The sequence below is a fragment of the Streptomyces sp. NPDC002825 genome, assembly GCF_040295385.1.
Classification (GTDB): Bacteria; Actinomycetota; Actinomycetes; order Streptomycetales; family Streptomycetaceae; genus Streptomyces.
This window is the reverse complement of record NZ_JBEOVH010000054.1, coordinates 15,501-31,472: the sequence shown is the minus strand read 5'-3', so window position 1 is coordinate 31,472 and position 15,972 is coordinate 15,501. Positions and strand designations below refer to the sequence as shown.

Genomic DNA, 15,972 nt, shown 5'->3' with positions numbered 1-15,972 from the left:
GGTACTGACAACGCCTCCGCGGATCGGCTCCCGCCGCGGGCGCGGGGAGTCGCGAGCGGGTGGTGCGGGTCCAGGCGCGGAAGCCTCTGGCGCCGGCAAGGGCGCCGTCCGTTGTGCCCACCCGTTCCGCCCTGGGGGCACCTCCCGGACGAAGTCTGGGGGAGGAACGCATGCCCACAACGGGGGTGGGCACCGCCCCGGCGGAACGCATGCCCACAACGGCCGGGCCCTCGCTCAGCTCCGTGTCACCCAGTGGCACGCCACCCCCTCCCCACCCCCCGACAGGACCGCCAGGTCCTCCCCCCGGCAGCGGTCCGCGACGACCGCCGCCTCGCCCGAGGCGAGGAGCTGGCAGCGGGCGTGGAAGCGGCAGCCGGACGGGATGCGGGACGGGTCCGGCGGCTCGCCGGTCAGCACCACCGGCGCCCCCTCCGACTCCGGAAGCACCGACAACAGCGCCCGCGTGTAGGGGTGCTGAGGGTTCTTCAGGACGGACTCCACCGTGCCGGTCTCCACCACCCGCCCCAGGTACATCACCGCCACCCGGTCCGCGATGTTCCACGCGAGCCCCAGGTCGTGGGTCACCACCAGGGCCGACAGGCCGAGTTCGTCGCGCAGCCGCAGCAGCAGCGCCAGGATCTCGCCCCGTACGGACGCGTCGAGGGAGGCCACCGGCTCGTCGGCGACGATCAGTTCGGGTTCGAGGACGAGCGCGCCCGCGATGACCACGCGCTGCCGCTGGCCGCCGGACAGCTCGTGCGGGTAGCGGAGGAAGAAGCGCTCAGGGGGGCGGAGTCCGGCCCGGGACAGGGCCTCTGCGACGGCCGCCCGCTCGTCCCCCGCGTGGCCGTGGATCCGCAGCCCCTCCGCCACCGCGTCGTACACGGTGTGCCGGGGGTTCAGCGAACCGCTCGGGTCCTGGAGGACCAGCTGCGCCCGCTTCCGGTAGGCCCGCAGCGCCCCGGAGGAGTACGAAAGCGGCTGCCCGTCGAAGGAGACCGCCCCCGACGTCGGCCGGACCAGGCCGAGCAGGGAGCGGGCCAGCGTCGTCTTGCCGCAGCCCGACTCGCCCACCAGGGCCACGATCTCCCCGGCGCCGATGTCGAGGTCCACGCCGTCCACCGCACGCGCGGGCGGCGCGCCCCGGCGGCCGGGGAAGGTCACGTGCAGTCCGCGCGCCGACAGCAGGCTCATGACGCGCTCCCCACGTGTACGCAGGCGGCCCGGCGTCCCGCGCCGGCCTCCCGCAGTTCCTGATCGAGCTCCGCGCAGGCGTCCACCGCGACCGGGCAGCGCGGATGGAAGGTGCAGCCGCCGGGCAGGTCCGCCGGGTCCGGCGGGTCACCGGGCAGGCCGCGCGGCGCCCGCCGGGACGCGAGGTCCCCGATCCGCGGGAACGCCGAGGACAGCGCCCGCCCGTAGGGGTGCTCGGCCGCCTCGTACACCGCCCGCGCCGGCCCCTCCTCGACGATCCGGCCCGCGTACATCACGGCGAGCCGGTCGCAGGTGTCGGCGAGCACCGCCAGGTCGTGGCTGATCATCAGGAGGCTGATGGACTGCTCGGCGACGAGCCGCTCGATCAGGCGCAGGATCTGCGCCTGGATCATCACGTCGAGCGCGGTCGTCGGCTCGTCCGCGACGATCAGCCGCGGATCGCAGGCGAGCGCCATCGCGATCATCACGCGCTGCCGCTGCCCGCCGGACAGCTCGTGCGGATAGGCGGCGGCCCGGGCGGCCGGAAGGCCGACGTGTTCGAGCAGCTCGCCGACCCTCTTGCGGGCCGCCGCCGGGGTCGCCCGGCCGTGCACGAGCAGCGGCTCGGCGATCTGGTCGCCGATCCGGTGCACCGCGTTCAGCGAGTGCATCGCGCCCTGGAAGACGATCGACGCGCCCGCCCAGCGCACGGCCCGCAGGCGCCCCCACGACATGGCGAGGACGTCGTCGCCGTCGAGCAGGATCTCGCCCTCGATCCGCGCCGAGGCCGGAAGCAGCCGGAGCAGCGCGAGCGCGAGCGTGGACTTGCCGCAGCCCGACTCGCCGGCGACGCCCAGCTTGGTCCCCGACTCCAGGGTCAGGTCGACTCCGCGTACGGCGGGCACGGCGGCCGCGCCCGACCCGTACGTGACCCTGAGGTCCCGTACCTCCAGGAGGCTCATCGCCCCACCCCCAGCTTCGGGTTCAGCACGGACTCCACGGCCCGGCCGCAGAGCGTGAACGCGAGCGCGACCAGCGCGATCGCGATCCCGGGCGGGGCCAGGTACCACCAGTGCCCGGAGGAGACGGCGCCCGCCTCCCGGGCGTCCTGGAGCATCCCGCCCCAGGAGACGACCGTCGGGTCGCCGAGGCCGAGGAAGGCGAGGGTGGCCTCGGTGAGGATGGCGGTCGAGATGCCGAGCGTGGTCTGGGCGAGGACCAGCGGCATCACGTTCGGCAGCACGTGCCGGGTCATGACGTGCCGGTGGCCGCCGCCGAGCGCGGTCGCCCGCTCGATGTACGGGCGGGACTCCACCGCGATGGTCTGCGCCCGTACGAGTCGGGCGGTCGTCGGCCAGGAGGTCACGCCGATCGCCAGGACCACCGTCCACATCGACCGGGACATGACGGTCGCGAGGACGATCGCGAGCACCAGTGTCGGCATCACCAGGAACCAGTCGGTGATCCGCATGACGACGGTCGAGAACCAGCCGCCGTAGTGCCCGGCGATGATGCCCACCAGGGTCCCGATCGCGACTGACAGGGCCGCCGCGAGCAGACCGACGAGCAGCGAGATCCGGGCGCCCCAGATCAGCAGGCCGAGCAGCGAGCGCCCGAACTGGTCGGTGCCCAGCGGGAACTCGGCGCTCGGCGGCTCCAGGGCCGTGCCCGGAGCCTCGGTCACCGACTGCACGTCGGCGCCGACGGTCAGCGGGGCGGTGAGCGCGAGCAGGGCGATCAGGGCGAGGCCCACGAGACCGTAGAGACCGGCGCGGTGGGTCCGGTACGAGGTCCAGAAGCGCGCGACCGAACCCTTGCGGCGCTCCCATGCGAGAGAGGTCATCGGCCCACCCGGGGGTCGAGCAGCGGATAGAGCAGGTCGGCGATCAGGTTCATGAGGATCATCGCTCCGGCGAAGACCACGAACAGGCCCTGCACGAGCGGCAGATCGGGCACGCTCAGCGCCTGGTAGAAGAGCCCGCCGAGCCCCGGCCAGGAGAACACCGTCTCCACCAGGATCGAACCGGCCGCCACATGGCCCAGGTTGATGAAGATCATGGTGACGGTCGGCAGGAGCGCGTTCGGCACGGCGTGCCGGCGCCGCACGGCGTCGTCCCGCAGCCCCTTGGCCCGCGCCGTCGTCAGATAGTCGCCGCCCATCTCGTCGAGCAGCGAGGACCGCATCACGAGGAGGGTCTGCGCGTAGCCGACGGCGACGAGCGTGACCACGGGCAGGACCAGGTGGTGGGCGACGTCCAGGACGTACGCGAAGCCGGTCTCTCCCGTGCCCGACTCCATGCCGCCGGTCGGGAAGAGCCCCGGGATCGGCCCCATGCCGACCGAGAAGACGATGATGAGGAGCAGTCCGAGCCAGAAGGAGGGCACCGACCACAGGGTCAGCGCGATCCCGGTGTTCAGCTTGTCGCCGAGGCCGCCGTGCCGCCAGGCCGAGCGGGTGCCCAGCCACAGCCCGAGCGCCGAGTAGATCACCACGGCGACCCCGGTGAGCAGCAGCGTCGCCGGGAGCTTCTCCGCGATGAGGTCCCCGACGGGGGCGCGGAACTGGAACGAGGTGCCGAGGTCGCCGCTCAGCGCCTTGGCGCAGTAGTCGGTGAACTGCTGCCACAGCGGCAGGTCGAGCCCGAACTGGCGGCGCAGGGTGGCGAGTTGCTCGGCGGAGGTGGGCACGCCATGGGTCATCGCCTTCACCGGGTCACCGGGGATGATCCGGAAGAGGAAGAAGCTGGTGACCAGGACGGCGAAGAGGGAGACGAGCGCGCCGCCCAGCTTCCCCGCCGCGTGGCGGAGATAGCCGAGGGAGGAACCGGTGCGGGGTGCGCCGTCCGCGGCGCGGGCCTTCTCGGCCCGCGCCACGTCGGCGGGGGTGCTTGCCGTCGTCACGTACTACTCGCGGTCGTCGGCGGTGGAGCGGCGGCGCATCCCCAGGAAGACGCCGAGACCGACCACGACGACCACGGCCGCGGCGATGCCGATGATCACCCCGGTGGACGAGCCGCCGTCGGAGTCCTCTGCCTGGGCCGTGGGCACGGCCGACCACCAGCTCCAGTAGCCGTCCTGGCCCCACAGGTTCCCGGCGGCCTCGGGCATGGTCGTGATGGACTTGATCTGGTCCGTGCGGTACGCCTCCAGGGCGTTCGGGTAGGCCATGATGTTCATGTACCCCGTGTCGTACAGCCGGGACTGCATCCGCTTCACCAGATCCGCCCGCTTGGCGGCGTCGTACTCGACCGCCTGCTGCGCGTAGAGCCCGTCGAACTCCTTGTCGCAGATGAAGTTGTCGGTGGCGCCGGAGTCCTTCGGGGTCGCCGGGAGCGTGCCGCAGGTGTGGATGGAGAGCACGTAGTCCGGGTCGGGGTTGACCGACCAGCCGTCGAACGCGAGGTCGTAGTCGCCCTTGACCCAGGGGTCGGAGACGCTGTCCAGACACTCGACCTTCAGGCCGATGCCGAGCTTGCCCCACCACTCCTGGAGGTACTTGCCGACGGCCTTGTCGTTCGGGTCGGTGGCGTGACAGAGGATCCGGAACTCCAGCGGCTTGCCGTCCTTGCCGAGCCGCTTGCCGGCGCCGTCCTTGCGGTATCCGGCGGCGTCGAGGACCTTCTCCGCCTGGGCAGGGTCGTACGCCCGCTTCTGCGCGGCCTCCGGCTTCCAGAAGTACGAGCCGAAGCGCGGCGGGATGTACCCCTCGCCCTCGACGGCGTGGCCCTGGAAGACCTTGTCGACGAGGGTGGTGCGGTCGACGGCGAGGAAGAGCGCCTTGCGCACCTCGGGGTCGAGCAGCGCCTTGTTGCCGTTGCCGAAGGTCTTGCCGTCCTGCGCCTTCGCGCCCGGGTTGGTGGCGAGGGCGTAGAAGCGGCGGCCGGGGGCGTCGTTGACCTTGATGTTCTTCTGGGTCTTCAGGGCGGCCGCCTGGGCCGGCGTCAGGTTCGGTACGAAGGACACCTCGCCCTTCTGGAGGGCGGCGACGGCCGCGTCCCCGTCCTTGTAGTACTTGAAGACCAGCTCGTCGAACTTGGGGGCGCCCCGCCAGAACTTCTTGTTCGGCTTGAGCTTGATGTACTGGTCGACCTTGAAGTCGGTGATGACGAAGGGACCGTTCCCGACGATCGGGAAGGTCTTGTCGTTGTTGAACTTCGAGAAGTCGGTGACCTTCTCCCAGACGTGCTTGGGCACGATCGGCACGTCGAGGGCCGTCATCGTCGCCTGCGGCTTCTTGAGCTTGATGACGAGCGTCTGCGGGTCGGGCGCGGTGACCTGGGCGAAGTTGGCCGTGAAGCTGCCGTTGGCGGTGGCGGCGTTCGGGTCGGTCATCATCTTGTTGAAGGTCCAGGCCGCGTCCTCGGCGGTGGCCTGCTGCCCGTCGGACCAGGTCGAGTCCTTGCGGATGGTGTACGTCCACGTCAGCTTGTCGGCCGAGGACGTCCACGCGGTCGCCAGACCCGGGATCGTACGGGCGTCCTTCGGGTCGTAGTTCGTGAGGTATTCGTACGCCAGCCGGTGGATGCTGGTCGAGGTGAGCTTCTGGGCCAGGAACGGGCTCAGCGAGTCGATGCTCTGCGAGACGGCGACCGTGAGCGTGGTGCCGCCGGACTTCCCGTCCTCCGCCTGCGCGGTGCCGGGGAGGACGACGAGCGAGGTGCCGGCGAGACCGGTGGCGAGCAGCAGTCGGAGGGCTCTTCGGGCGGGGGCGGGACGGGGTGGAACCTTCGTGACCATGACCATGGGACGTGACCTCGCGTCGGAGTTTCTGTCGTGGATCTTGGGCTGACGAGCGGTGAAGCGAAGGTGTATCAGCGGTGGTCTGCCGTCGTCAACGATCGATCAAACCCCTTGTGGGCTGCGGGAACGCCAAGAGGCTCCGTATCGGTGAGCCGATACGGAGCCTCATTGGTCTAATCCTGTGACGCCCTACTGCTGAGGGGCTGGCGGCGCCTGCGGCGGACCCTGCGGGTCCGTCTGCGGGGGCAGCGGCTGCCCCGGCTGGGACTCGTTCCCGTCCTGAGGCTGCTGCCAGGCCTGCGGCACACCCGGCTGCCCGGGCTGACCCGGCTGCGGCGGGTACGGCTGGCCCGCCGGGGCGCCGTACGGCTGACCGGGCACCGGCTGTCCGGGCGCGTACTGGCCCGGCATCGGACCGGCCTGCCCGGGCACCTGACCCGGCATCGGCTGGCCAGGCTGCGGGTAGCCCTGCGGCGGGTAGGGCTGGCCCGGCTGAGGGTACGGCTGACCGGGCTGGGGCGGCTGCGGCGCGTACGGCTGTCCGGGCACCGGCTGTCCGGGCGCGTACTGGCCCGGCATCGGACCGGCCTGCCCGGGCACCTGACCCGGCATCGGCTGCCCGGGCATCGGCTGACCGGGCGCGAACTGCCCCGGCACCGGCTGCCCCGGCATCCCGGGGGCGGGCATCGGCTGGCCCGGCATCGGCGGGGCCATGTGCGGCGGCATCGCGCCCTGGCCGTCACCGGTCCACAGCCCCTGCGCCTGCTGCGCCCGTACGAAGTCCTCGGCCACCATCGCCGAGAGGTGGAAGTACGCCTCCCGGGTCTTCGGCCGCATCATGTCGAGGTCCACCTCGGCGCCGGCCGCCAGGTGCTCGTCGAAGGGCACGACCACGACGCCGCGGCAGCGGGTCTGGAAGTGCTGGACGATGTCCTCGACCTTGATCATCTTGCCGGTCTCGCGGACACCGGAGATGACCGTGATGGAGCGCTGCACCAGGTCGGCGTAGCCGTGGGCGGACAGCCAGTCGAGGGTCGTCGAGGCGCTGGAGGCGCCGTCCACGGAGGGCGTCGAGATGATGATCAGCTGATCGGCCAGGTCCAGGACGCCACGCATGGCGCTGTACAGCAGACCCGTACCCGAGTCGGTCAGGATGATCGGGTACTGCTTGCCGAGGACGTCGATCGCGCGCCGGTAGTCCTCGTCGTTGAAGGTCGTCGAGACGGCCGGGTCCACGTCGTTGGCGAGGATCTCCAGGCCGGACGGCGCCTGCGAGGTGAACCGGCGGATGTCCATGTACGAGTTGAGGTACGGGATCGCCTGCACCAGGTCGCGGATGGTCGCCCCGGTCTCGCGCCGCACCCGGCGGCCGAGCGTGCCGGCGTCCGGGTTGGCGTCGATGGCCAGGATCTTGTCCTGCCGCTCGGTGGCGAGGGTCGCGCCGAGCGCGGTGGTCGTCGTGGTCTTGCCGACACCGCCCTTGAGCGAGATGACCGCGATCCGGTAGCAGGACAGGACCGGCGTCCGGATCAGGTCCAGCTTCCGCTGCCGCTCCGCCTCCTCCTTCTTGCCGCCGAGCTTGAAGCGGTTGGCGGCGCCGGGGTTCCGGCTGGACTTGGGCTTCTGCTTGTTGTTGCGCAGGAGCCGGTCGGAGGAGAGCTCGACGGCCGCGTTGTAGCCGAGCGGGGCGCCCGGCACGGAACGCTCCCGGTGGTCGTGCGTCACCGGCGAGGGCCAGGCGGCACCGGTCCGCGGATCCACCGGCGGCTGACCGTCGTACGGCGGCTGCGGGGCCTGCGCGGCCTGCGGGGGTACGGCTCCGGGATGCGGGTAGCCGTAGCCGCCCGGCGCCTGCGCCTGCGGCGGGACGCCGGCGGGCGCCCCGGGCTGCTGCGGATAGCCGTAACCGGCCTGCTGCGGAGGCGTCCCCGGCTGCGGGAAGCCGTAACCGCCCTGCGGGGCCTGGGGCTCCTGCGGGGGCTGCGGGTAGCCGTACCCGGCGGGCGCCTGGGGCTCGGCCTGCGGCGGTACGGGTGCCCCGGGGGCCGGCCAGGCGGCGGTGGGCGGCAGCGGGGCGGCCGGCGCGGTCGGCTGGGCACCCGGGAGGGGCTGCGCGGGCCACTGCTGCGCGGGCTCGGGGGCGGCCGGCTGGAAGGACGGGGGCAGCGGCGGAAGCCCGGCCTGCGGGCCGGCGGCCGGGTACGGCCCGGGAGCGGCGGGGGCGCCGGGGAAGGGGCCGGGGACCGGGCCGGGGCCGAAGCCCTGCGGCGCGTCGGCGACCGGCTGCGCGGCGGGGAGGGGGGTGGCGGCAGCGGCGGGGTTCTCCGCCTCGGCGCCCGTCTCCGTCTCCGTGGCGGGCGCGGCCGGCTCGTCCTCCGGGCCCGACGCGTCGGCGGCGGCCTCGGCCCCCGCGTCGGCCGTGTCGGCGGCGGCCTCGGCGGGCTCCTCGCCCTCCGACGCGGTCGACGCCTCGTCGGTCACGTCGTCGCTGCCCGCGCCGGTCGTGGTCTCCGCCGCTGCCGAGCCGGCGGGCTCGCCGGGATCGGCGGGATCGGCGGGGGAGTCCTGCGCGGCGTCCGCCGTACCGACGGGCTCGGCGGTGCCACCGCTCGCGGCCGGCTCCGCCGCCTCGGCGGTGGCGGAGCCCTCGGAACTCCCCGCCTCCTCCGCCTTCTCGGCCGTGCGTTCGGCGATCTCGCTCTGGAGGGCGGCGGGGGAGAAGCGCATGGTGGCGCCGCTCTCGACGTCCCCGCCCCCGAACGAGGCCGCGGGCGCGGCGGCGGGAGGCAGCGAGGCGTCGACGACCGGCGCACCCGGCACAGGCGCACTCGGGACACCGGGCGCAGGCGCACCCGGAACCGGCGCCACGGGCGCGAACGCCGGCGCGGGAGCGCCCGCGGCAGGCGCGACGGGAGCAGGCGCGACAGGGGCAGGCGGAACAGCAGCAGGCGGCACAGGACCGGGCGGAACGGGACCGGGCGCGGCAGGCGCGACCGCACCCGGCGCGGCGAACGGCGGCACACCCACCGGAGGCACCGCGGCGGCCGGCGGGACCGGCGCGGGAGTCACGGGCGCGACCGGCTCGACCACCGGTACAGGCGCGGGCGCGGGCACGACCGGCGGGGCCGGCGGCGCCACGTTCCAGCTGGGCTCGAAGCCGCTGCCGGCGGGAAGACCCGGCACGGCGACCGGCGCTCCGCTCGGCGGCGGGGGAGTGGCACCGCCCGCCCCCGTACCGCCCGACGCGTTCTGCGTGTACCAGGCGGGCGGGGTGTAGTCGATGGTGAACTCACCCGTCATCTCGGCGGGATCCGCGTCGGACTGATCGTCGGCGGGCGGATTCCAACCCCCGTGGATCTCGTCGCGATCGCCGTTCACTTTGCCTCCTGGTGTGGTCGAGCACCCTTGTGCCGTTGTGGGCGGGGCCCTTCCACCCTAATCGCCGCGAGCCGCCCCCGGGCAGGGCCGACGGCCCCTCCGCGCCCGCCTCCGCGAACGGGTCCGGGCCCCAAGTGACCCGGTCGCGCCGCAGAGTGAGAACCCCCACCGTTCAAAACGATGCAAAAACGGACGTACGTAAGCGAGTCCGTGCCGCTCAGTCCATCCGGCGGGCGCCGCCCAACAATCCGGTCTCGGCGTCCGTCGCCTGCGTCATCACGAACTGGCGGTCGTTCTGCGTACACCAGAGGGTCACCCCGTCGGCGAGCGTGGACAGCGCCTCGTACTCGTGCCGCGGAAGGCTCATGATCCGGCCGATCTGGGCCGCCTCGTCGGGGGACACCCGCTGGACCCCGACCAGGGAGGACTTCTCCAGGAGCCGGGGCGCGACCGGGCTCAGATAGGGCAGCAGCGTCACCACCGACTGCCAGGGCGCCGACACGACCCGGCCGCGCGGCGGCCGCATGCCGCAGTCGCGCACCACGACCACCGGACTGCCCGCCGAGGCGCCCTGCGGCGGCACCCGGCCCACGTCGTGCAGCGTGATGCACGGCTGGCCACCGCCCGCCGCCTGCGCGAGGGCCGTCCACGCCTGCGCGCGGCCGGTCTCGACCGCCACCCGGGCGCCCGTCGCGGCCGCCCGCAGAGCGAGCACCTGCGCGGTCCACAGACCACCGATGAGGGTCACGTCGTACGGGACGGGCCGGTTGATGCCGAGCACCGCCGGACGGCTCTCGGCGTCCACGCCGATCACCACGCCGTCGTCGCCGACCGGCAGGGCCAGCGCCTCCAGCTGTTCCAGGGGTACGGAGTGCCGGTCGCGGCGCGGCCCGACGAGCCCGAAACCGAACCGGGGCCGCGTGGCACGGCCCGTACGCCGGGCGGAGGAAGCGGCCGGGGAAGGGGCGCCCCCCACCGGGGACGTACCGAAGGAAGCGGTGGACATCAGCGCGCACCTCCCAGCGGCAGCGTCGCCAGAACGCCGGGCACCTGTTCGCGGTCGAGGCGCACCAGACCCGTCTTCACGCCGCGCGCCGCACGCTCCAGCTCGTGCCGGGCGGCCACCAGTTCCTCGTCGCTGCGCCCGGTGATGCGCACGTGTCCGGTCACCGTCACCTCCTGCCGGTCTCCGCCGCTCAGCGTCAGGCTGAACGTCGTCGCGAGCGCGGGCAGCGAGGTCAGCAGGGCCACCAGCTGCGGCATCGACGCGCCCGCGCCGCCGCTCCGGCCGCCCAACTGGGGCCAGCGCCCCACCCAGTACGTCGTGTGCCGCCGGTCGTCCACCCGCCAGGTCCGCGCCGTCTCCTGGGTCCTGCGGCCCTGCGCCTGCCCCCGGCCCGCCTGCGCTATCGCCATCGGACTGGCGCAGCTCGACGTGGCGAGCGCCGAGGTCAGCTCCTGCTCCGTGAGCACGCCGGCCCGGAACCCGGCCCCCGCGAGCCGGCTCGCCAGCTGGTCCGCCGCCCGCACCACGCACTTCTGCGCGCCGGTCATGCCGCCGCCGCGCGCGGCGACCGCCTCCGGGCAGAGCTCGGGGTCGAGCTTGAGCGCGATCCAGGTGATGCGCACCGCGGGGGAACCCGTCTGCGCCTGCAGCGGCCCGTAGTTGCGGGCGGCCATCGACTGCGAGGGAAGGTGCGGCGCGGGCGCCGGCTGGGTGTGCTGCACGATCTGCGCCGACTCCAGCCGGATGCCGTCCACGCTCAGCACGTCCCGGACGAGCCCGACGGGGAGCGGCTTCGCCGCACGGTCCGGACGCAGCGCCGTGCCGTCCGACTCGACCCGCAGGACGGCCGTCAGGAAGGTGCCGTCGCCGACCATCCCGACCGGCCGCCGGTCGCGGTCGCTGTACGTGTAGGTCCGCAGCGCCGGATCGCACTCCACGAGCGGTGCGAAGCCCGGCTCGGTGCCCTCCGGCACCGTGAACGAGGAGGCCCGGCGCGAACGGGCGCGCAGCGCCAGGAAGGTGCCCAGCCACTCGGGCAGCGAACGCCGGTGCCGGCGGACCACGGCGAGCAGCAGCAGCACGACGGCGACCACGCCCGCGGGCACCAGCAGCATCGGCTCGACGACCCAGGCGAGGAGCAGCAGCGCCGCCGCCACCTCGATCAGTACGAGCTGTTGCAATCGGAACGAACCGAAGTGTCCGGGACGTGCCTGGAGCCTCGGTGAGACCGCCGGCGCGGGGCCCGTGGACGGGGGTGTGGAGGCAGCGGCCGCATCGGGCCGCCTCCGCCTCGCGGAAGCCATGATGGAGAATCCCCCTCAATTCATCCCGATGACCCTGGCCCGCCAGGGCTTTGGCGGCCGGATCACCCTACCCGCCCCACGAACCCCACGGGACAGCAGGCATAGTAGGGGGCCGGTCCGAAGGCCGGGGCCCGGGTGTCACCACCGAGGAGCCCCGCGCGAAGATCGCGCCTGACGAGAATGGGGACTCATGGCATCGCGGCGGGACGAGCTCAACGCGTACACCTTTGCGAAGAAGCGCACGGTGGCGGCATTCCTCCAACCCTCGCCCTCCGGCACGGAGGAGGGGGCGCCGAAGCCGCTGCGCGCGGTCGTCCCCGGCCTGATCGTCGCCGCGCTCGTCGTCGCCGGGTTCGGCGCCTGGGGCATGTTCAGCCCCACCGCCCCCAAGGGCTGGGACACCCCCGGCACCCGGGTCATCGTCGGCAAGCAGTCGACGACCCGGTACGTGGTCCTGGAGACCGGCAAGGGCAAGGACAAGAAGACCCTGCTCCACCCCGTCCTCAACCTCGCCTCGGCCCGACTGCTGCTCAACCCCGACCAGTTCCAGGTCATCCAGGTCGACGACAAGAAGCTCGACGAGGGCAAGCCGCCCCGCGGCCCCATCCTCGGCATCCCGTACGCCCCCGACCGGCTGCCCGTCGCCACCGACGCGGGCACGGAGAAGCGCTGGGCCGTCTGCGAGCAGCCCGGCGGCGGCAAGGGCGCCAGCGTCCAGAAGGCGACCTTCCTCTTCGCCGAGCGCGACACCAAGCGGACCGAGGGCGCCAACCAGCTGAAGAACGGGGAGGTCCTGTACGTCAAGGGCCAGAAGGGCAGCGCCCAGTTCCTCGTCGACCACACCGGCACCAAGTACCCGGTGAAGGCCGACCGGCCCGGGCTCCTCACCGTCCTCGTCGGTCTCGGCAAGGAGCCGCAGCCCGTCACCGACGACTGGCTCGCCACCCTGAAGACCGGCGACGAGATCGACTTCCCGCACATCGACGGTCAGGTCGGCACCCCCACTGACATCCCCGACAGCACCCTCGACGGGACCGAGAACCGGATCGGCATGGTCCTCCTCGCCCAGACCGGCTCGGGCCCCCAGTACTACGTCGTGCTCCCCGGCCGGATCCAGCCCGTCACCCCCTTCACCGCCTGGCTGCTCATCAACTCCCCGGAGACCCGGGACCTGGACATGGACGGCGAGGCCACCACGGTCGACGCCCCCAACTTCGTCCCGGACCCCACCCTCTTCCACGGCGACGTCCACTGGCCCACGCTGAGGTCCAGGCAGGTCAACGCCTCCGCCGGCGAGGGCGCCCGCGACACCGTCTGCAGCGTCCTCGTCGACGTCGACGAGAAGGGCGGCACCAAGCTCACCACCTGGGCCGGCACCGCGTACCCCGCCGACATCACGGCCGGCGGCACCAGCACGTACGTCACCCCCGGCACCGGCCTCCTCTACACGCAGATCCAGGGCAAGCAGAAGACGCCCGACGGCTCCCTCTTCCTCGTCACCGACACCGGCCTGCGGTACGCCGTCCAGGCCAACGGCGACAGCGACTCCGCCCGCTCCGAGATCGGCGCGGGCGAACAGAAGCAGACCGACGGCAGGCCGGAACCCAGCGACGCCCAGAAGCGTCTCGGCTACGAGAAGGTCCAGCCGGTCCTCGTCCCGATCGAGTGGTCGGAGTTCCTCTCGAAGGGCCCCCGGCTGGACACCAACAGCGCGCGTCAGCCGCAGGGTTCCTAGGGGGTGGCACGGGTGACGACGACCCAGCGCACGGCCGCCCTGCTCGCCGCGGGCACCCTCACGGCCCTCCTCGCCGCTCCCGCCGCGGCCGCCGCGCCGCGGCAGGACGGCCCGGCCCTCGACGGCAGCGGCGAGTGCACGTTCCCGATGAAGAAGCAGATCGAGGGCATCCCCTGGCCGCTCCAGCGCGTCCTCCTCGACGAGCTCTGGCAGGACACCAAGGGCAAGGGCGTCCGGGTCGCCGTCATCGACACCGGCGTCGACGACGTCAACCCGCAGCTGCGCGACGCCGTCGACGCCAAGTCGGGCAAGGACTACCTCAAGCCCGACAAGAACAACCCCTCCTACGGAGACGACAAGCGCGGCAAGACCGACGGCACCGTCGACGAGGTCGGTCACGGCACCAAGGTCGCGGGCATCATCGCCGCACGCCCCCGCAAGGGCACCGGCTTCGTCGGCCTGGCCCCCGAGGCCACGATCATCCCGATCCGGCAGAACGACGAGAAGAACAGCGGCAAGTCCGACACCATGGCCCAGGCCATCGAGTACGCCGTGCTCAAGGGCGCCAAGGTCATCAACATCTCCCAGGACACCACCCAGCCGCTGAGCGAGGACTCGCCCATGGGCAGGGCGGTGGCCAAGGCGATCGAGAAGGACGTCGTCGTCGTGGCCTCCGCGGGCAACGACGGCATGGACGGAAAGTCGAAGAAGACCTACCCCGCCGCGTTCCCCGGTGTCCTCGCCGTCGCCTCCTCCGACCGCAACAACGAACGCGCCGCCTTCTCCCAGTCCGGCGACTTCGTGGGCGTCGCCGCCCCCGGCGTGGACATCGTCTCCACAGTCCCGGGCGGCGGGCAGTGCGTCGACAACGGCACCAGCTTCTCCGCCCCGTACGTCGCGGGCGTCGCGACCCTGCTCCGTGCCAAGTACCCGGAGTGGACCGCGGCCCAGATCGTCACCCGTATCGAGCAGACCGCCGTCCGTCCCATCAACGGCCGTGACAGGCACGTCGGTTGGGGTGTGGTCGATCCGGTACGGGCGCTCGCCGACCAGCCCGGGACGCCCGCCTCCTCGCCCGTGCCCGACCCGGGCCCGCCCAAGCCGCCGGCTCCCGAGCCGGCCCGTCTGACGCTGTCGGAGACGCCCCAGGAGCGCTCCGAACGGCTCGCCACCTATGCGTTGGGGATCGGAGGTGTCCTGGTGGCCGTGGTCGCCGGGACGGCCACCGTGATCCGCGACAGCCGCCGCAGGAGGGAGGCCCGATGACGCGCGTATCGGTCAAGTATCGGGTGCTCCCTTTGCAGTTGGAACTGCCGCCGTCAATGGCTACAGTGACCGCTGGGGGCACGGCAGTGCGAACCCAGCACGGGGGCGGCATCAGAAGATTCCCGTCCGCATCAATACCGGTAGGCCCGACGGCCGGTCCGTCGACGCCGCCGAAGGAAGAAGGGGCAAGATGTCGAAAGACCTGAACGTAACCAGTGCCGAACAAGTCAAGCTCGCCGGCCGGATCCAGGACTTCTCCGACGAGCTCCAGGCCCGCATCACGTCCCTCAACGGCGTGGTGGACCGCGTTCAGGCGGGCTGGCAGGGCGCTGCGAGCAAGGAGTACGACCGGGTCCAGAACGACCTGAACCAGCGTCTGCGCAGCATGCGCGCCGAGCTCACGAAGCTCGAGGAGATCATGCGGATGAGCGCCGACGGCTTCTCGCAGGAGGAGGAGGACCGTCTGCGGTCCTTCCGTCAGATGGACAACAGCTCCGGTGCCGGCGCCTCCGGTGGCCAGAGCGCCATCCTCGGCATCTGAGCCGTCCGACCCGACCAGTCCTCCGCGCCACTCTCAACCGAGGAGTCAACACCATGACCACTGCGGTCAATTACGACACCGTGACGCAGGCGGCGGCCGACACCCGCCTCACCTCCAGCACCCTCACGCAGAAGCTCGACGACCTCATGGCCGAGGTCAACCGCGTCGCCTCCAACTGGGAAGGCGAGGCGAAGATCGCCTACCGCGAGAGCCAGGACCGCCTGACCCGCGACATGGCCGGCATGAACCAGGACCTGGCGCGCATCGCCCAGCTCCTCGACGAGTCGGTCGCCGGCTACCAGGACACCGACAAGGGCAACGCGGCCCGGTTCCGCATGATGTGAGTCCTTGCGAGTACGCGTGAGGGGGTGGCCCGTCCCGGCGGGCCACCCCCTCACGCGTTGTCAGGCCCGGCGCAGATCGAACTCGCCGTCACGGGCCCCCAGGACGAAAGCGTCCCACTCGGCCTTCGTGTAGCGCAGCACCGTGTCCTTGTCGAGGGACGAGCGCATCGCCACCGCGCCCTCGGGCAGCCGGGCGATCTCCACGCGCTCCTCGTCCGGGCTCGTCCCCGGGGCGCCCTCCCACTCGACGCCGGAGATGTCGAGCGCGTACAGCTCCTCCTTCTGGCGCTCCTTCTCGGCGGCCAGAGCGCTGTCGACGTCGCTGCGCGTGCTGTTGTCTGCGTCGGTCATCGGCGCTTTCCCTTCGCGGTGGTACGGCGGTCCCTCCCACACTAGTGGGAGGGACCGCTCCGCTCAGGGCTGTTCGAGGAGCCTGGGCCCTTCGAGGAGCCAGGGCCCTTCGA

The 15,972-nt window shown here is 72.6% G+C and carries 13 protein-coding genes; 4 read left to right on the top strand and 9 right to left on the bottom strand.

Annotation, left to right across the window (positions count from 1 at the left end; all coding sequences use genetic code 11):
* Positions 1 to 234 precede the first annotated feature (234 nt).
* From ABT041_RS37745 to eccE, 8 genes are all read right to left on the bottom strand, one after another.
* Positions 235 to 1,194, bottom strand: a complete 960-nt coding sequence (locus ABT041_RS37745) for an ABC transporter ATP-binding protein (protein WP_351193358.1) — start codon at positions 1,192 to 1,194, stop codon at positions 235 to 237.
* The gene (locus ABT041_RS37740; RefSeq protein WP_351193355.1) at positions 1,191 to 2,156 is read right to left on the bottom strand and encodes an ABC transporter ATP-binding protein; all 966 of its coding nucleotides are present in this window, start codon (positions 2,154 to 2,156) and stop codon (positions 1,191 to 1,193) included. Before ABT041_RS37740 ends, ABT041_RS37745 begins: the two co-directional genes overlap by 4 nt.
* A complete protein-coding gene (locus ABT041_RS37735) occupies positions 2,153 to 3,037 on the bottom strand; it encodes an ABC transporter permease (RefSeq protein WP_351193352.1) in 885 nt (294 codons plus the stop codon). The genes ABT041_RS37740 and ABT041_RS37735 overlap by 4 nt, the downstream gene beginning before the upstream one ends.
* Positions 3,034 to 4,095 carry an ABC transporter permease gene (locus ABT041_RS37730; RefSeq protein ID WP_351193349.1) on the bottom strand — a complete coding sequence of 354 codons (1,062 nt, stop codon included), beginning with the start codon at positions 4,093 to 4,095 and terminating at the stop codon, positions 3,034 to 3,036. The genes ABT041_RS37735 and ABT041_RS37730 overlap by 4 nt, the downstream gene beginning before the upstream one ends.
* 3 nt (positions 4,096 to 4,098) lie before the next feature.
* Complete coding sequence (locus ABT041_RS37725) at positions 4,099 to 5,931, bottom strand: ABC transporter substrate-binding protein (protein WP_351193360.1); 1,833 nt, start codon at positions 5,929 to 5,931, stop codon at positions 4,099 to 4,101.
* Positions 5,932 to 6,123: 192 nt separating this feature from the next.
* Complete coding sequence (locus tag ABT041_RS37720) at positions 6,124 to 9,312, bottom strand: SCO5717 family growth-regulating ATPase (RefSeq protein ID WP_351193346.1); 3,189 nt, start codon at positions 9,310 to 9,312, stop codon at positions 6,124 to 6,126.
* A 217-nt stretch (positions 9,313 to 9,529) separates the two neighbouring features.
* Positions 9,530 to 10,318 (bottom strand): hypothetical protein, encoded by a 789-nt coding sequence (locus ABT041_RS37715; RefSeq protein ID WP_351193343.1) that lies wholly within the window; start codon positions 10,316 to 10,318, stop codon positions 9,530 to 9,532.
* Positions 10,318 to 11,622 (bottom strand): type VII secretion protein EccE, encoded by a 1,305-nt coding sequence (gene eccE / locus ABT041_RS37710; protein ID WP_351193340.1) that lies wholly within the window; start codon positions 11,620 to 11,622, stop codon positions 10,318 to 10,320. Before eccE ends, ABT041_RS37715 begins: the two co-directional genes overlap by 1 nt.
* Positions 11,623 to 11,812: 190 nt before the next feature.
* On the opposite strand from eccE, the gene eccB reads away from it, so the two are divergent.
* The 4 genes from eccB (at position 11,813) to ABT041_RS37690 (ending at position 15,508) form a co-directional block, all read left to right on the top strand.
* A complete protein-coding gene (gene eccB / locus ABT041_RS37705) occupies positions 11,813 to 13,357 on the top strand; it encodes a type VII secretion protein EccB (protein ID WP_351193337.1) in 1,545 nt (514 codons plus the stop codon).
* 12 nt (positions 13,358 to 13,369) lie between these two features.
* Positions 13,370 to 14,623, top strand: coding sequence for a type VII secretion-associated serine protease mycosin (gene mycP / locus ABT041_RS37700; protein WP_351193334.1), 1,254 nt, complete (start codon positions 13,370 to 13,372; stop codon positions 14,621 to 14,623).
* 190 nt (positions 14,624 to 14,813) lie between these two features.
* Positions 14,814 to 15,164 (top strand): WXG100 family type VII secretion target, encoded by a 351-nt coding sequence (locus ABT041_RS37695; RefSeq protein WP_351193332.1) that lies wholly within the window; start codon positions 14,814 to 14,816, stop codon positions 15,162 to 15,164.
* 53 nt (positions 15,165 to 15,217) lie between these two features.
* Entirely contained in the window at positions 15,218 to 15,508 is a 291-nt protein-coding gene (locus tag ABT041_RS37690; protein WP_017235850.1) for a WXG100 family type VII secretion target, read from the top strand.
* 60 nt (positions 15,509 to 15,568) lie between these two features.
* Here ABT041_RS37690 and ABT041_RS37685 read toward each other — a convergent pair whose 3' ends face one another.
* Positions 15,569 to 15,859: a DUF397 domain-containing protein gene (locus ABT041_RS37685; RefSeq protein ID WP_351193328.1), complete on the bottom strand. Its 291-nt coding sequence runs from the start codon at positions 15,857 to 15,859 to the stop codon at positions 15,569 to 15,571.
* Positions 15,860 to 15,972 lie beyond the last annotated feature (113 nt).